Genomic DNA, 15176 nt, shown 5'->3' on the forward strand with positions numbered 1-15176 from the left:
GTACGCCTACCTATTGCAAGTCTTATTTGTTATTCCTCACTAACTTAAGTGTATTAGCATCTCCATTTAGTTAGAGCATTGAAAAAGGGGCTCAGGATAGCTCCCGCCCTTTCATTTTAGATTACGGCAGCTTGTGTGCGTGTCAAAGATTCCGCGGGTCGGAACGTACCAATGGGATTCCCAACAATAACTTCATTTTAGATTAGCCCTATTAAATCAGGTCTTCGCAGTTTTCTTAGAATGGTTCTCCCAACAAAAACCGCCATTTTCACTCCAGGTATAGAATCTGTTAGATAGATGTAATTAGCAGTGTACACCTTCTACTAAAGATCCCTACATCAGATGGCCACGCAAATAAAGGGGGAAAACTATTGCTCCAGTCTTCTTTTCCAAGTTAATCCAGCGGCTGTCCAATATTATCAAGCTCTGAAATGGTGTTCGAATCATTCGATGATCCTGTATTTTTGACGGTATAATTCCAATTAGCCCATCCACTTTAGCATAACCTGTCTCATTATGACGTTGGATCCCACTGTCCTATATGTATGCAAACAATGCCGCGGCATTGTTATTTTCAGATTCAAAGCGATCTATCTTATAAGACTTCAATGATCCAATCATGTAAATAACCTACACAACGGAGATGGAGGGTAAGTTGAACTAGAAATTTTGATGAAAGCTGCTTCAATAAAGAGCATATGCCTTCAATCTAAGGCTATCAGTAAAAAGGCGATAACCCAAATTCATTTTATCAACGTCACCCCGTAGTAGTTTGTCGTTTTTAATCTAAACCAAGACTATCTTATACATTTGTAGTAAAATATGACTTAGTTTTCTTTTTATTGCGATGAAGGTTGATTATATGGGAGGAACGTGGCATGGCTCGGTTAGAGTATCGGTTACATCATGACCCCTCGGAATTAATTTGTCACTATGACGGTATTCCACTTGAAGAATTACTTATCCGTAACGTTTCGGACTGGTTCATTCGTGGAGGAACGATTTATGAAAAGCAAAGTACGGAGAAGCAAGACAGTCTCCATCTAATTTACGTGACCCCGTCCGACCAAATGGCGGAGCAAACGATTCCCGCAATCGATAATGCTGAAGCACTTGTCGTTGAAATCAGGCAGTTCGAGGAAGAACTGAGCGATTACCCGCTTCTTCGCTTACAGCATTGCGACAGCTTATTAGATGTGCTGCTTCTAATTCAGACGGAGACAATTACGCTGGATGGGCAGAAATGGGCCAAATCATCCTTTGAGCTAGATGAGGATCGGAAAATGTTCATTTACTACGCACGACGCATAAAATGAGGTGAATATGATGTCACGAAAAAAACAAGCAGACGGCCTCAAAGAGAAAGCCGTTCCAATTAACAAGTCCGCTATGATGGTTTCCGTATTTATGGCAACCGCTACTTTAGTAGGTTGCGGGCAAGCTCCTGCAAGCCCACAAACGACAGCGGTACCGAGTAATGCTACTCAACAGGTTGCAGTTTCGGGCAATCCCGCTCCGCAAGCCGCTGATCCTAACGCTGCGCCATTCGGCGGCACCCAGCAAGATTATTGCAAGGATGATAACAAAGACGGCAAATGCGATGATTCGGGAGACAGCTACGACAAACAATACTCGTATTCCCATGATGGGAATACGTATTATGGACGAAGCTCCTCTGTTTCTTCGGGATTGATTGGCGGAGCACTGGCAGGTGCAGCCATCGGTGCAGCAGCTGCTGCCGTTGGTGCGGCTGCGTCAAACGGAAGGGTAGCGCCTGCGCCGACAGCTGGAGCGAACGGCACGGCAGCAAGCCCCCAGTCCACTGCTGCAGGTAAAGATACGAAAACCACAACTCCAGCACCATCGAGCAGTACACCTGCGCCTTCAACTTCTGCGCGCTCAGGTTCGTTCGGCACCACCAATTCAGGAACACAATCAAGCTCAACTGCACCTAAGAGCACGGTAAGCTCATCAGGCTCCACAAGCTCATCCGGATCCTCAAGCTCAAGCAGTGTAGGAAGCTCAAGCAGCCGATCGTCCAATGGCATTTCCAGCGGAGTATCATCATCCGGCTCGAAGGGCGGCATTGGCAGCTCCAGCAGTTCAAGCGGTTCAAGCAGCTAAACTATAGCGTTGAGCTTGAGATTAGCTTGAACTAAGGGATGAGGGTGAATCGACAGCGACAGGATCAGATTCGCTCAATATTTTCCTTACCGCCATTACCCTTGTAAATACAAAGGGGCTGTCCCAAAATCCAAAAAACCAATCTCCAGACCCACTGTCAAAGTGGTTTTGGAGACTGGTTTTTCTATTGTTTTAATACTTTCAGGACATCCTAATCTTAATGTACCTGTTTAGCATTTTATAGTTCGACTTAATTATCTGTATCTGCTGGGTATACCAGTCCGATTTGCTTTCTTGCTTCGTCCATGATTTCCATAGCGATTAAAGAGTTGGCAAAAGAGTTCGTTAGCGACTCTAAACGCCCGTTGTGAATTAGCTCTATAAATTCTTTTACCTCGTAAACCATCGTTTTACTGTCCTGAGGTTTAGTTATCTCTTCTATGCTTCCATTTCTATAGCGAATCTCCACTTTCTCAGGAGTGTTAATTTTATCGATGACCATACTTCCGTTCTCCCCTTGGATTTCAGAAGGAAGCGAGGAATTGGTGATTTTGGAATACATAATGACCGCATCCATTTCTGCATATTTTAACAAGAGGCTGCCCTCCCCATCGACGCCAGAATCAAGCTTCACCCCGGTTGCTTTTATAAGATCAGGTCTCCCGAATAAAACAACCATTGGATAAATGCAATAAACCCCCAAATCCATTAATGAACCGTTGGAAAACACCGGATTGAATGCGTTAAGGACCGTTCCTTCTTTATAGGCATCATAACGAGAGGAATATTGGCAGTAGCTTGCAAAATAACGGCGTACTTTCCCAATCTTATATATATGTTCTTGAATCGCCCTGTAATTAGGGAGCAGAGTTGACTTTAAAGCTTCCATCAATACGACTTTATTGGTTTGTGCGGCCTTAATCATTTCTTGTAATTCTTTTGTATTGGAGGCTATTGGTTTCTCACACAACACATGCTTTCCATGATTCATGCAGATTATGGCATGTTGTGCATGGAGGGAATTCGGGCTAGCGATGTACACAGCATCTAGCTCCTCGCTCCTAGCCATCGACTCTATGTCCGTGAAAATATTGGAGACCCCATATTTGGAGCCGAATTCCTCGGCTCGCTCTTCAGTTCGTGAATAAACAGCCGTTAATGAAAAATCTTCGAGCCCCTGCGCTGCTTTAATAAATTCCTCAGTAATGCGGTTCGTTCCTATGACGCCAAATCGTATCATAATTACTCCTTCTTAATTCTCAATGTTCGTTTTAAACCTATGTTACACCATCCCCACTTACTTAAACAATCCATCCGTCTACGTCAACCTCTAGCGATTCATGGAATTAGTTATCTTTTATTCAAAGTAAATGCGACAAAAAGCCGGAGCGACATTGTCACCTACCGGCTTACCTAATGGCATCCTAACTGTCACCATGACGCCCCTATCACGATGGATGGAAGAGACGCAGCCTCCGCGTTTGTCCTTGAATAAGATAATAGCCCCTTCAGCAAAGCAAGCTTAAGCCGATCTTCCCCGATTGATGCCCTTCTGCAGCAGACCCACTAACGAATCCGCTAACAGAGCGAGCAGCGCTGCGGGAACCGCTCCGGCATACAGACGAGCCGGATTATCCATGTTAATACCGGCATAGATTTCCCGGCCAAGCCCCTCCCCTCCGATCAGGGGTGCTATTGTCGCCACACCAATAGCAATAACCGCCGATATCCGAATACCGGTTAATACAAATGGCAGGGCTAGCGGAAGCTGAACACGAAATAGCAGCTGCGCAGTACTCATTCCGACACCTCGTCCCGCTTCGGATATAGCTGGATCTACCTGAGTTAAGCCAACATAGGTGTTTCGTATAATCGGAAGCAGTGAATATAAAAACAAGCCGATCACGACCGTTGTAAAGCCAAGTCCGAACACAATCATTAGCAATACGAGCAAGGCCAAGCTGGGAAACACTTGAACGATATTAGCCAAGAGAAGTATGATTTTTCCCAATCTGCGATTGCTTGCGGCCGCAATACCTAATGGAATTCCTGCCAACAAGGCAAGCGCGAGCCCCGTCAAAACCATCATTACATGATCAAAAGTGAGTTCCAGCAAATAAGACCAATTCTCACCTACATACCGGAAAAACAATCCCATAAGCCCACTCCCTCGTTATTTTAACAAACCTGTTTTTCTTAAATACTCCTCGGCTACCTTTCTTTCGTTTCTTTTGTTTATGTCAACCTCATAGTTAAGCTCAATCATTGTCTGTAAGTCGATTTTACCCTTAAGGAGACCAATGATCTCTTCTAATTCCGGATGCTTGGCAAGCACTTCCTTTCGGATAACCGGAGAGGCATCATATGGCGGGAAAAACTGCTTATCATCCTTTAGTGATTTTAGATTGTATTCTTTAATGCGGGAGTCTGTAGAATAGGCAAGAACAATATCCACATTTTTGCTGGCTACTGCTTTATACACGAGGGCTACTTCCATCGGGAGCGTTTTGCCGAATGCGAAGCCGTAGTGTTTTTTGAAGGCAGGGTACCCGTCACTTTCCCGCTCCAACCAGGTCGTATCGACTCCAAGCGTCATATTTGCAGCCGCAGGACCCACGTCCGAAATCTTCTCCCATTTATTTTGATTGGCTGCATCAGTCGAAACTGTGAAAGCATAGGTATTTTCAAACCCGTACGGATCAAACCATTGTGAGCCAAAATACTTATCAAAGCCTTGCTGAGCCTGCTTCAATACCTCTGCCCTGTCCTTGGTAGGCTCGATCGGAAAATAGTTATCGAAGATCATTCCCGTATACAATACACCCATTTGGATGTCATTGCTTTTCAGGGCTTGCGCAACTACAGTACTGGACGCCAGATCAGGCAGCACATCTACTTTCAATGCGGTTCGGCTCTCAATCAAAAGCTTGTGCATTTGCGCTAATATCTTCGGCTCCGAAAAAGTCTGCGTCCCTATGATGATCGTCTCACCCTTCCCGCATCCGGAAAAGATAATCATCATAAACAAAACTGTAACCTGAAGGAGACATACCCTCCGTTTCATAGATGCACCTCCCCTGCTAGGCTGTATTGGAAATGGGTCGAGTACGAGCCTTAGCAGTTGCCCATTTCTCCGCCATACTTAAGATAAAATCAGCTGCAAGCGCGAGAATCACAGCCAGAACGGCGCCTGTAATGATAAGCTCCTTCTTATTCGTGCCCATCCCGGCAAAAATTAACTGTCCCAGCCCTCCAGCACCGATCAGCGTAGCCAAGGTCGCCCAGCTTATAACATACACGGTTGTCACCCGAATTCCCGACATGATGTAGGGAACGGATAAAGGCATCTGGATTTTCAGCAGACGTTGGCTTTTGCTATAGCCCATACCATTAGCCGCTTCTAACAGATTAGGGTCAACAGATCGGAATCCTGTGTAGGTATTGCGTAAAATAGGCATCAGTGAATACAAAAACAAAGCGAATATAGCCGGTGTCCGCCCCACCCCAAGAATGGGAATAAGAATCGCCAGCAGCGCTAAGCTCGGTATGGTTTGCAAAATATTAGCGATAGCAAACACCAAACCATTTATCCAGGAAATCCGATTTCCGGCAAGCCATATGCCGATTGGAATCGCAACAACCGCTCCAAGCAACACCGAGATGGCCGAAATGACTATATGCTGCTGAAGTGCACGAAGTATATCCCCTTGCCGATTCACGATAAAATCGATATAGCCCCAATTCATTCTTCACTTCCCCTTTCCCCTTCAGGAGACTCGGTTTTTTCAGGTTCGGTTTCTGCACCAGAATCAAGCTCCGATTCACTTTCGGAAGGCGTGTATACATCTGCAAGGTGGCGGACGATGCTTCCCTTTGTGATCAAGCCCATAAATCGTTCGCCTTTGGTAACTGGGATATAGGAAAGCTTCTCCTCATTCATCAAATTAATAGCTGTGATTAAAGGGGTTCCGGATTCCACAAAATGAACAAAGGGTCTCATTACATCAGCCAGAGTTGCATTCTCTTCCCGGTACCTGTCCAGCACTTGAAAAATGGAAGCATAACCGAGCAGTGTCGCATTCCTGTCTACTATAATCAATGAATCAACCCTACGTTTTTTCATCAATTTGATCGCTTCGGCCAAGCCCCGTGTCGGATAAGCAACAACCGTGTTTTCAGTCATTGCCTCGTCTACCGTGTACGGCTCATCATGCGCTTCAACCTGCAGACGTTTCTCGCCTATAAAGCTTTTTACAAAATCATTGGCAGGATGCCGCAAAATCTGTTCCGGTCGTCCCGTCTGGACAACCTCTCCATCCTTCATCAGGACAATCGTGTCGGCAATCTTCAGCGCTTCATCCATATCATGCGTAACAAAAACAATAGTTTGATTCAATTCATGCTGCAATCTTACAAGCTCGTCTTGAAGCTGCTCGCGGCTAATCGGATCTAATGCACTGAAAGGCTCGTCCAGCAAAATAAGCTCGGGCTCGGCCGCAAGCGCGCGAATAATGCCGATACGCTGCTGCTGACCTCCGCTAAGCTCCGCTGGATAACGGCTGCGGTATGTTTCAGGGTCCAGATTGACCAACCTGAGGAGCTGATCCACTCTTTTATGTATTCGATCTTTATCCCAATGCAGTAAATTGGGAACAACAGCGACATTATCGGCAATCGTCATATGGGGAAACAATCCGATGTTCTGAATCACGTATCCGATGCTTCTACGCAGCTCCACCGGATTCGTTTGGGAAATGTCCCTGCCACGAATCAGCACCCTGCCTTCACTCGGGTTGTTTAACCTGTTGATTAGCTTCATCAATGTTGTTTTTCCACAGCCGCTAGGACCGATTAACACAGTCAATTCGCCTTCTTTAAATTCCATATCAATATGTTTAAGGGCGACATAACCGTCATCATAGGTTTTTCTGACATTTTCAAACCGTATCATAAATCGTAACTCTCCTTCCATTTTATTGGTTTTCCCCACTTTGGCTGCTATATGCGCCGGGTCCAAAATCCGCCTCGAAACATTCTCGGTTCAGAAGAAATGAGGAATGCTTTCGGAGCTAGCTCCTCAATCACATGTAACAACCTTTTCTCCTGATTTCTTCTGGTCAGAACCTGCATCACTAGACGGGGCCCATCTTTTCCTTCGGCGGTCCAGCTGGTCACACCAAACCCATTTTCCCGCAGGGTGACCGGAAGCTTTGCCGATTCATAATCAACAACGATCTGAACCATTGAATACCCTAGCGCGATCCATTCATCAATCTTAATACCCAGCCATACTCCAGCACCCCAACCGATACAATAAGCTGCAAGGTTGACAGGTTCATCGATGCTTTTCAATACAATATTGAGTGCCATCAAGTATACAAAAACTTCAAAGATACTAATAAATGAAGCCAGAACCCTTCTAGCTTTCATCACGAGTATGATACGTATAGTAAAGAGTGCAACATAGATCATATTCATTGCGATTATGGTAACTATAGTTTCGATCGAAATCACGGGCATATCCCCTTTCACAGAGTAGCTTTCATATTCTATTCACCATTTCGTGTAACAAAAAAACCATGATTTTAGCTAATCATGGTTTTTGGAGCTTTTAAATGTCTAATCTAACCTTATAGTTTGTAAAAAATTCATAATCATCCAAAAAACAACTTTTGCAAAATCACTTCATCAATTGATACATAAAATTTTGAGATTTAAGGAAACCTTTGGTGTAAACAACCAATACTTGATGAGGCGTGTGAACAATTATGAATAAAGGCTTGATTTTTTTTGGTATAGCTATAGTAGTAATTCTGCTGTTAAAATTATTCATAAAGTAGAAGAGCTCTACCCTTTGATTCCGGTAAAACTAATCCCTTTTACAATCTGTTTTTCAAAAATTATAAATGTAATGATAACGGGAATGGATGCGAGGGCGTTAACCGTCATAGGAGTGACATAGTCCATCGTATAGTTAGAAAGCAGTGTTGGAATGCCTACTGGCAGTGTATAAAGTTCCTCTGATGTTATGGACAAATAAGGCCAAAGAAAGTTGTTCCACGACCCGATAAACGTGAAGATCGCAATCGATGCAAGCGCGGGCTTGGCCAACGGTATGACGATTGTACTGTAAATCCGGAACAACCCGCATCCGTCCATTTCTGCACTTTCAATAACCTCCTTGGGTACACCGTCGAAATAGCTTTTTAGTATGATGACCCCTAGCGGAGCTGCGATTCCCGGTAAAATAATACCCAGATAGCTGTCGAGTAAGTCCATATCCTTAATTACAGCATATAAAGGAATAATGGTCGCTTCCCCCGGTATCATCAAGCCAGCCACAAAAAATAAAAATATAGCTTGCTTGTAGTAAAAATTAATTTTTGAGATAGCAAAAGCGGCCAGAGATGTGAACAAAACTGTCAACACCGTCTTCACCAGCGCGATAAACAAGCTGTTGCCCATCCAACGCAGCATCTTCGTTTTGCCAAGCACGTGTGCATAATTCTCGAATGTATAAGGCGGAAGAAACCAATCGGTCAACGTTTTGATCGGTGTCCCTTCTGTCTTCACCGAGACGAACAGCATCCAGACGACAGGAATTAAAAAGCATAAGGCCAGGATAAAGGCCAAGACTAGCCGGACCATAGGCAGCAGAGCGGTTGACTTCAACTAGACCTCCTCCTTAGGCTTCAGCTTAAGTTGTATAAAGGCAATCGCGAGCAAAATGACAAATAAAGCATAAGACATCGTAGCTGCATAACCCAAGTCGTTATTTTTGAAACCTGTTTCATATATGTACTGGATGATAGGCCTTGTCGTAATTCCCGGCCCTCCTTTTGTAATGAGCCAAATCTGAGAGAATACCTTGTAGGAAGCGATGATTTGCAGGAGCAATATGACTCGTGTGATAGGCGCGAGGAGCGGCAAAGTGACATACCGGAACAGTTGCCCGTCGGTTGCTCCGTCTATTTTTCCAGCTTCATACAAGAAATCGGGAATATCCTGCAGGGAAGCCAGATACAGAATCATGTTAAATCCAACCGTCCACCACAACGTTACACTAATGATAGAAACCCATACCAAATTTTTGTCGGCAAGCCAAAATGGTTCCGCTTTACTCCCCATAAGATGAAGCAAAGAATTAATAAAACCGGTATAAGGCTGCAGCATAAAGATGGCCAAAAAGGAAATGACTGAGACCGATAAAATACTTGGCAAAAAATAGCTACCCCTTAAAAATGTCCGGAATTTCGTTCTCATATTGGCAAGGAGCGCTAAAATCAATGCCAGAACAACCATCAAAGGACTGGATAATAGCACGAAGAAGGTAGTATTCCATAGAGCCTGCCAAAATTGCGAGTCTTTGAACATAGCTGAATAGTTCGCGATTCCCACAAAGTCCATCTGCTTGATTAGCGTCCATTCGTAAAGACTCATTTGCAGCCCCTTTAACATGGGAAAAACCGTAAAGAGAACATAGACGACGAAAAAAGGAAACAGAAAAGGCACTGCCTTGATGTTTCCAAGCATTTTCTTACTTTTCATTGTGCACCTCTCACACGGTATCCGGGAAGCCCGGGGAAACCGCCGGGCCTTCGGACGTAAGGTTTTGTAAGGCGATTACTTAATAACGGTCTTCATTTCTTCCTGCATTTTCTTGAAAGCTTCTTCCGCAGGCACACTGTTATTCCAGATGGTATCCAGGTTGCGGATAACGACCGTTTTCACCGGCCAGTTATATGGCGTTGGCTTATTGAAAGCAACAGAGTCAGCTACGGAAACATAATCGCTTCGGTAAGGAAGCTTTTTGAATTCCGGATCATCAACGATCTTCGCTTTGGCTGGGATATGTCCAGCTTTGGCCCATATTTGACCGTGTTCGGCAATAAAGTTCATGAATGCAAGAGCTGCTTTTTGTTTAATAGGATCTTGTTTCTTCTGAACCGGAAGAATTAGGGTGTGGGAATCCCCCCATGTTGCTAGCTTGTCATAAAATTTGGGAATCGTCATGGCTCCGAATTCCAATCCATTCGTTTGTTCAAACGTTCCCGTGTTCCATACGCCACCCATAAAGATTCCTGCGTTACCCGCCTGGAATGTCTTTGCGCCACTTTCTAGGTTCAGTGGGATTACTTGCTGCTTATGATATAAATCCTTCATATAATTGGCGGCCTTTACGGCCTTATCCATATCGATTGAAGGCGTTTTCAAGTCATCAGCCATCACATCCTTGCCACCCAGCTGATGATAGAGCGCCCACCATAGACGGTAAGGATCGTCTCCTTTACTCGGAAACGCGAAAGCCATTTGGTTATTTTGCATGCTGGATTTAAGCTTCACCACAAAGTCCACAAACCCTTGAGCGGTTTGCTCTATAGTCGGTTTACCTTTATCGTCCAGCAAGCCCGCTTGTTTCAACAGCTTTTTGTTATAGAAGAAAATGAATGGATGTGTATCGATCGGAACAGCATAATGCTTCTTATTCAATATGGTAGCACTTAAAATATTCTGATTGAATTTATTCCAATCAAGATTCTCAACCTTCGCCACGGAATCAAGGTCGTTCACGACACCTTGTTTGACCAACTCTGGAAGTTTGGAGGTATGGGAAACACCGATATCAGGACCGTTACCGGAAGATACCCCTGTGATCAACTTCGTGTAATATTCCGCCCACTCCAGCATCACATTTTTCACCTGAATATTCGGATTCTCCTTGTTGAAAGAATCGATCATCTGCTGCATGAAATCTCCGTCTCCGCCGCTGAACAAGGACCAGAACGTAAGCTCAACCTTCTCGTTCGCTGGCTTTGTATCGGCTGGGGTAGAGCATGCGGCCAACAGACTAAAAACAAGAACCAATGACAACAACAATGAAAGTCCTTTCTTCAAAATGTACACTTCCCTTCAAATCAGTATTTGATAAGCTAGTCAAACATTATGTTTCTTTCCATAGATGTTTATGTAACTTATATGAATTAAATGACCTAAGTTGTACAACATGAGGTAAGATTCAATCTGCTGAAAAAAGTAGGAGCACCATACAAATACAATATTGGAAGAAGAGCATTCCATCTCAAATTTGATTCACGGCTTAGACTTTCGCGTTACAATTAAGCCAGTTATTCCATTATAAAGAGACATCGAAGCGGCGATTATCATTACGGTTTGAATCCAAATGTTTGTTACATAAAAACCAAGAACTATTAATATGGAGGCACAGATAAGTAATATTATGCTCAGCAGACGCAGCTTTTGATTAAGATGATTCACTCATATTCACCCTTTCAAATAGAAGTTAGCAGAAAACGTTAACCTTCTCTTTCATCCACGATTTCAATGCCTCATAATCCTGTGATAAAAGCATCGCTTGCTCCTTCATGCTGCGGTGTTTAAAATATTGTCGTTTGCTAACGACCAGCTCTTCTGCATACAATTCCAGATAAGCTCCGATCTGCAGGGCATCCTTCTGAACAAGCTCGAGGTTCCATTTCTCCATGGGAGCCTTTTTCGCTGTCAATAAATGACTGCCCCTTCGATCCTCCTCGACTGTCCAGCGATAATGCAACCTCTCTTCTGCCATCAGCTTGCCACACACAATTTCAAACCAAACCGCATTCCAAGCGCCTGCAAACCAAATAGTCGGCGCTTGTTTACCGTGGCCATCACAGCTCATTTCCGTGAGAATACCTGTTTTGCTGAGCATTTTAACCAAATAAGCAACCCCTGCGTCTAACGTAAGCGTATCGAGCTTGTATCCATGTCTGCGCTTCACGAATGTTTTCCAGGATCTCATATGCTGCGGGCACTGAGATTCCTGGTTGTAGGCCCCAAAGAAAGATACCTGCTCCGCCATAGCCTCTGTAAAATAAAACTCATCATCCATAATGACACTATCTTTGTTAAACGCAGCTTTGATTTGAAGGGCGTCAAATAGCCTCTGCAATAGCAGAAGTTCCCACTTCCCTGACCCTGCATGCAAAATCAACCGATTTTCTAAATAAGTGATGAAGAATCCTCTGCGTCTTAGCGCCACTGTCAAACGCTCCATGTTCCTCATTTGCTTATCTGCGCTCATCCTTATTGGTTCCATAGTATCCGCTCCTCAGTCTTTGTGATTATCCATAACTGTTGTGAAAGCTTGTTCTTACTTTCTATTATTACTCCCTCACCTTACGGACACTGTAACCTTAACCGAACGCCAATTCAGAATTCCCTCCGTGATGAGATTCGTTGTATCGATTACTGACGGCCAATGCAGCTCCTCCCAATCCGTATGCTCATGCTGGTAGCCACAAGAGACATTGATACTCGGGATCCCATGCTCGGCATAAGTCATGGCATCGCTGATACCACCTTCGCAGCTTTTCCAATCAGGTTGTCCGATTCGTTCCCCCATTAGCTCCCAATACGCCCCGATCTCATTCGAGCAAAATGTCATACGCCTGCAGGAAGTTACAATATCGCGCCTATTCCGCCGATCAGCTACGATAGCCATATCCACATCTGCCAGCCACTCAGAGGCAATCTCATTTGAACCAATCCGCCCTCTTTCTTCATCCCGGGTAAAAGCAATCTTGAGCGTGCCGTTAAAAGAATGACGTTCCATTCCCTCGATCACCTGCAATATAATAGCAATCCCCGCCCGATCATCTGCCCCAAGTATCCCTGCCGAGCTGCGAAGAATATCGTCCTCCCACACGATTCGTCGACCCGGTACAAAAGAAACCACCGTATCCATATGGGCGGACAGCAGTAACACTGGCCCTTGATTAGCTTGACTAACGGCTCCAAAGGACCGCTGTGCTAAAACATTCCCGAAATAGTCACGTTCCACTGTAAAATGGAGCTCAGTTAAACGATCTGCGACATACGTGGCGACTTTCTGTTCGCGTCCGCTTACCCCTTGGATGTTCAGCAGTTCAAGCAAAGTGTTTTTCAATGGTTTCATATGTAATTCCCCCTCGATTAAGATACTTTTATTGTAGAATGCGAGGGTTACAATCCTTGTAAGGTGAACAACAAAAAAAGCGCCGCTATGGGCGCTTTCTAGCATTACAACTGGTATTACATCAGATATTTGGGGTCATTTTCATTAAAAATTAGTATGGGATTGGGATGGTTGATGTAATACCCGTTATCCGCAATAATAGTCTGCTCATCCAATCCATATTCACTTAGGAGCCTCTTTAATTCATTCATATAGCGGCTTACCTGACTGATATTCAGCTTATCGGCAATCTCTTTTTGAGGGACAGGTTTTTGTTTTTCAAAAAGGATCTCTAGAATCTGCATCCTACGAGCGGAAAAAGCCCTCAGCTTCCCTTTGACATAAACCCGCTGCTCATCATGGTCGGTACAATCGAAAATAAAAGCAGCCTCAGCTTCCCGTAATTCCCGGTATTCCTGCTCACTGATGGAGGACCTGCCTGCCGGCGTCAAGCACATATAAGGCTTAGACTCCTCTCGGAGTATTTCCCTCTCCAGCTTCATAATATAATCAATATCATAATCGTCAGGATTGCCGAGTTCCTCGTACATGCGTTTAGCCCTTATGGCCAGCTCCACACTGTATTTATAATGCGACTCAGCCAATTGCGCCTGCGCCTTCATGCTTTGCGATTCGTTCAGCCTTTCATTCGGAAGCGGCAGCCGCTCCACCCTGTCGGGGTTGTGTCTTTGCAAGGCTTTCTCAAAGCTCCGGATAGCCGAATGGTACCTTTTATTATAAAAATGAATAAACCCCAAACGATAATGGGCAATCGGCAAGGCATGGGGTTTGGCTAATTGGATCAAGTCCTCAAAAAATAGCTGAGCTTGTTCGTAATTCACCTTACGACGTTTGATATCCCAGCCGATGTCCAAAACCAACCTCGTTATCGGATTGCGGTAAAAATCTTTCTCAGGCTCCAGCTCCCACAAGCGCAAATACAGGTAAAACAGCTTCTCCTTAAGCTCATAAGAAGACCTCTCACCGTTTTCATATTGATCAAGTAAGCTTTGTTCCAGCTCTTCCAAGTACTGCGTGTCCTTTATTTCTTTAAAAGGGCTGTTACCTGCTGCTCTGAATTTAAACATGGGTATACTTCTATTTGGCATTATACTGCACCTCACAAAACTCAGCATTATCATATCCCTAGCCAACGCTCGTCAATTATTTTACCATTTGCGTTTGTTTCGGAACAGCAATGGTTGCGGGAATCTCAAATCCTTATCTCCGTAAAAAAGAGTTATTCCCCAGGCAGCCTGTTCGACTACCTGTGGAATAACCCTAATTTCGTCTTCCAAAATGCACTCTTTTCGTGTTTCAGTAGAACTTCGGTTTGCGGGAGCCCAGATGTGCCTGTCTCATCGAACTTCTTTTTGTTTATTTGGTTATTAAGCAATACAAAAAAAACCGCAAAGTTCTGCGGATTAAATTACTTTTGGAAGCATTCATAGAAAAGTGGTCGGGACGACACGATTTGAACATGCGACCCCCTGGTCCCAAACCAGGTGCTCTACCAAGCTGAGCTACGTCCCGAAATATTATGGTGCCGATAGAGGGACTTGAACCCCCACGGTTTCCCTCACGATTTTGAGTCGCGCGCGTCTGCCAATTCCGCCATACCGGCTAGTTCATAGTGAGCTTAAAATGGTGACCCGTAGGGGACTCGAACCCCTGTTACCTCCGTGAAAGGGAGGTGTCTTAACCACTTGACCAACGGGCCTTGGCTCCCCGAACAGGACTCGAACCTGTGACAACTCGATTAACAGTCGAGTGCTCTACCAACTGAGCTATCAGGGAATAATGGTGGAGCCAAGCGGGATCGAACCGCTGACCTCCTGCTTGCAAGGCAGGCGCTCTCCCAGCTGAGCTATGGCCCCATACTTTGTTCATTAATGGATTTGCTGTGACGTACTCGGTTAACCTATCCAATATTTATGGATTGGTGGGCCTTAGTGGACTCGAACCACCGACCTCACCCTTATCAGGGGTGCGCTCTAACCAGCTGAGCTAAAGGCCCTAAGTATATCACAAAAACAAACTCCCCACTTTCGTGGGAAGT

At 44.6% G+C, this 15176-nt stretch carries 14 protein-coding genes and 6 tRNA genes; 2 read left to right on the forward strand and 18 right to left on the reverse strand.

Translation table 11 applies throughout. The features are described 5' to 3' along the window. The first annotated feature begins 878 nt into the window (after nucleotides 1-878). A complete protein-coding gene (locus GC093_RS24435; protein ID WP_171654536.1) occupies nucleotides 879-1316 on the forward strand; it encodes a hypothetical protein in 438 nt (145 codons plus the stop codon). 10 nt (nucleotides 1317-1326) lie between these two features. Continuing rightward, complete coding sequence (locus tag GC093_RS24440) at nucleotides 1327-2124, forward strand: hypothetical protein (RefSeq protein ID WP_171654535.1); 798 nt, start codon at nucleotides 1327-1329, stop codon at nucleotides 2122-2124. Nucleotides 2125-2374: 250 nt separating this feature from the next. On the opposite strand, the gene GC093_RS24445 is transcribed toward GC093_RS24440, so the two are convergent. From GC093_RS24445 to GC093_RS24535, 18 genes are all read right to left on the reverse strand, one after another. Then, nucleotides 2375-3364, reverse strand: coding sequence for a Gfo/Idh/MocA family protein (locus tag GC093_RS24445; RefSeq protein ID WP_171654537.1), 990 nt, complete (start codon nucleotides 3362-3364; stop codon nucleotides 2375-2377). Between the two features lie 282 nt (nucleotides 3365-3646). Further along, the gene (locus GC093_RS24455; RefSeq protein WP_171654539.1) at nucleotides 3647-4282 is read right to left on the reverse strand and encodes an ABC transporter permease; all 636 of its coding nucleotides are present in this window, start codon (nucleotides 4280-4282) and stop codon (nucleotides 3647-3649) included. Nucleotides 4283-4297: 15 nt separating this feature from the next. Then, a complete protein-coding gene (locus tag GC093_RS24460) occupies nucleotides 4298-5188 on the reverse strand; it encodes a glycine betaine ABC transporter substrate-binding protein (RefSeq protein ID WP_171654540.1) in 891 nt (296 codons plus the stop codon). Nucleotides 5189-5204: 16 nt separating this feature from the next. Next, a complete protein-coding gene (locus tag GC093_RS24465) occupies nucleotides 5205-5870 on the reverse strand; it encodes an ABC transporter permease (protein WP_171654541.1) in 666 nt (221 codons plus the stop codon). Next, nucleotides 5867-7075: an ABC transporter ATP-binding protein gene (locus GC093_RS24470; protein WP_171654542.1), complete on the reverse strand. Its 1209-nt coding sequence runs from the start codon at nucleotides 7073-7075 to the stop codon at nucleotides 5867-5869. The genes GC093_RS24465 and GC093_RS24470 overlap by 4 nt, the downstream gene beginning before the upstream one ends. Nucleotides 7076-7122: 47 nt before the next feature. After that, nucleotides 7123-7638 (reverse strand): DUF2179 domain-containing protein, encoded by a 516-nt coding sequence (locus GC093_RS24475; RefSeq protein WP_171654543.1) that lies wholly within the window; start codon nucleotides 7636-7638, stop codon nucleotides 7123-7125. A gap of 333 nt (nucleotides 7639-7971) precedes the next feature. After that, nucleotides 7972-8796, reverse strand: a complete 825-nt coding sequence (locus GC093_RS24480; RefSeq protein WP_246315219.1) for a carbohydrate ABC transporter permease — start codon at nucleotides 8794-8796, stop codon at nucleotides 7972-7974. Continuing rightward, nucleotides 8797-9672 (reverse strand): carbohydrate ABC transporter permease, encoded by an 876-nt coding sequence (locus GC093_RS24485; RefSeq protein WP_171654544.1) that lies wholly within the window; start codon nucleotides 9670-9672, stop codon nucleotides 8797-8799. 75 nt (nucleotides 9673-9747) lie between these two features. Then, nucleotides 9748-11019 carry an ABC transporter substrate-binding protein gene (locus GC093_RS24490; protein WP_171654545.1) on the reverse strand — a complete coding sequence of 424 codons (1272 nt, stop codon included), beginning with the start codon at nucleotides 11017-11019 and terminating at the stop codon, nucleotides 9748-9750. A gap of 406 nt (nucleotides 11020-11425) precedes the next feature. Next, nucleotides 11426-12220, reverse strand: a complete 795-nt coding sequence (locus GC093_RS24495) for a hypothetical protein (RefSeq protein ID WP_171654546.1) — start codon at nucleotides 12218-12220, stop codon at nucleotides 11426-11428. 75 nt (nucleotides 12221-12295) lie between these two features. After that, entirely contained in the window at nucleotides 12296-13078 is a 783-nt protein-coding gene (locus GC093_RS24500; protein WP_171654547.1) for a M20/M25/M40 family metallo-hydrolase, read from the reverse strand. 116 nt (nucleotides 13079-13194) lie between these two features. Then, the gene (locus GC093_RS24505) at nucleotides 13195-14226 is read right to left on the reverse strand and encodes a tetratricopeptide repeat protein (RefSeq protein WP_171654548.1); all 1032 of its coding nucleotides are present in this window, start codon (nucleotides 14224-14226) and stop codon (nucleotides 13195-13197) included. 347 nt (nucleotides 14227-14573) lie between these two features. Further along, nucleotides 14574-14650 (reverse strand) — tRNA-Pro (locus GC093_RS24510). An 8-nt stretch (nucleotides 14651-14658) separates the two neighbouring features. Further along, nucleotides 14659-14741, reverse strand: a tRNA-Leu gene (locus tag GC093_RS24515). Between the two features lie 21 nt (nucleotides 14742-14762). Then, nucleotides 14763-14837 (reverse strand) — tRNA-Glu (locus tag GC093_RS24520). Nucleotide 14838: 1 nt separating this feature from the next. Next, nucleotides 14839-14914 (reverse strand) — tRNA-Asn (locus GC093_RS24525). A gap of 4 nt (nucleotides 14915-14918) precedes the next feature. Then, nucleotides 14919-14994: transfer RNA gene (locus GC093_RS24530), tRNA-Ala, on the reverse strand. Between the two features lie 63 nt (nucleotides 14995-15057). Further along, a tRNA-Ile gene (locus GC093_RS24535) sits at nucleotides 15058-15134 on the reverse strand. Nucleotides 15135-15176: the final 42 nt, after the last annotated feature.

It is taken from the genome of Paenibacillus foliorum (assembly GCF_013141765.1).
Lineage (GTDB): Bacteria > Bacillota > Bacilli > Paenibacillales > NBRC-103111 > Paenibacillus_S > Paenibacillus_S foliorum.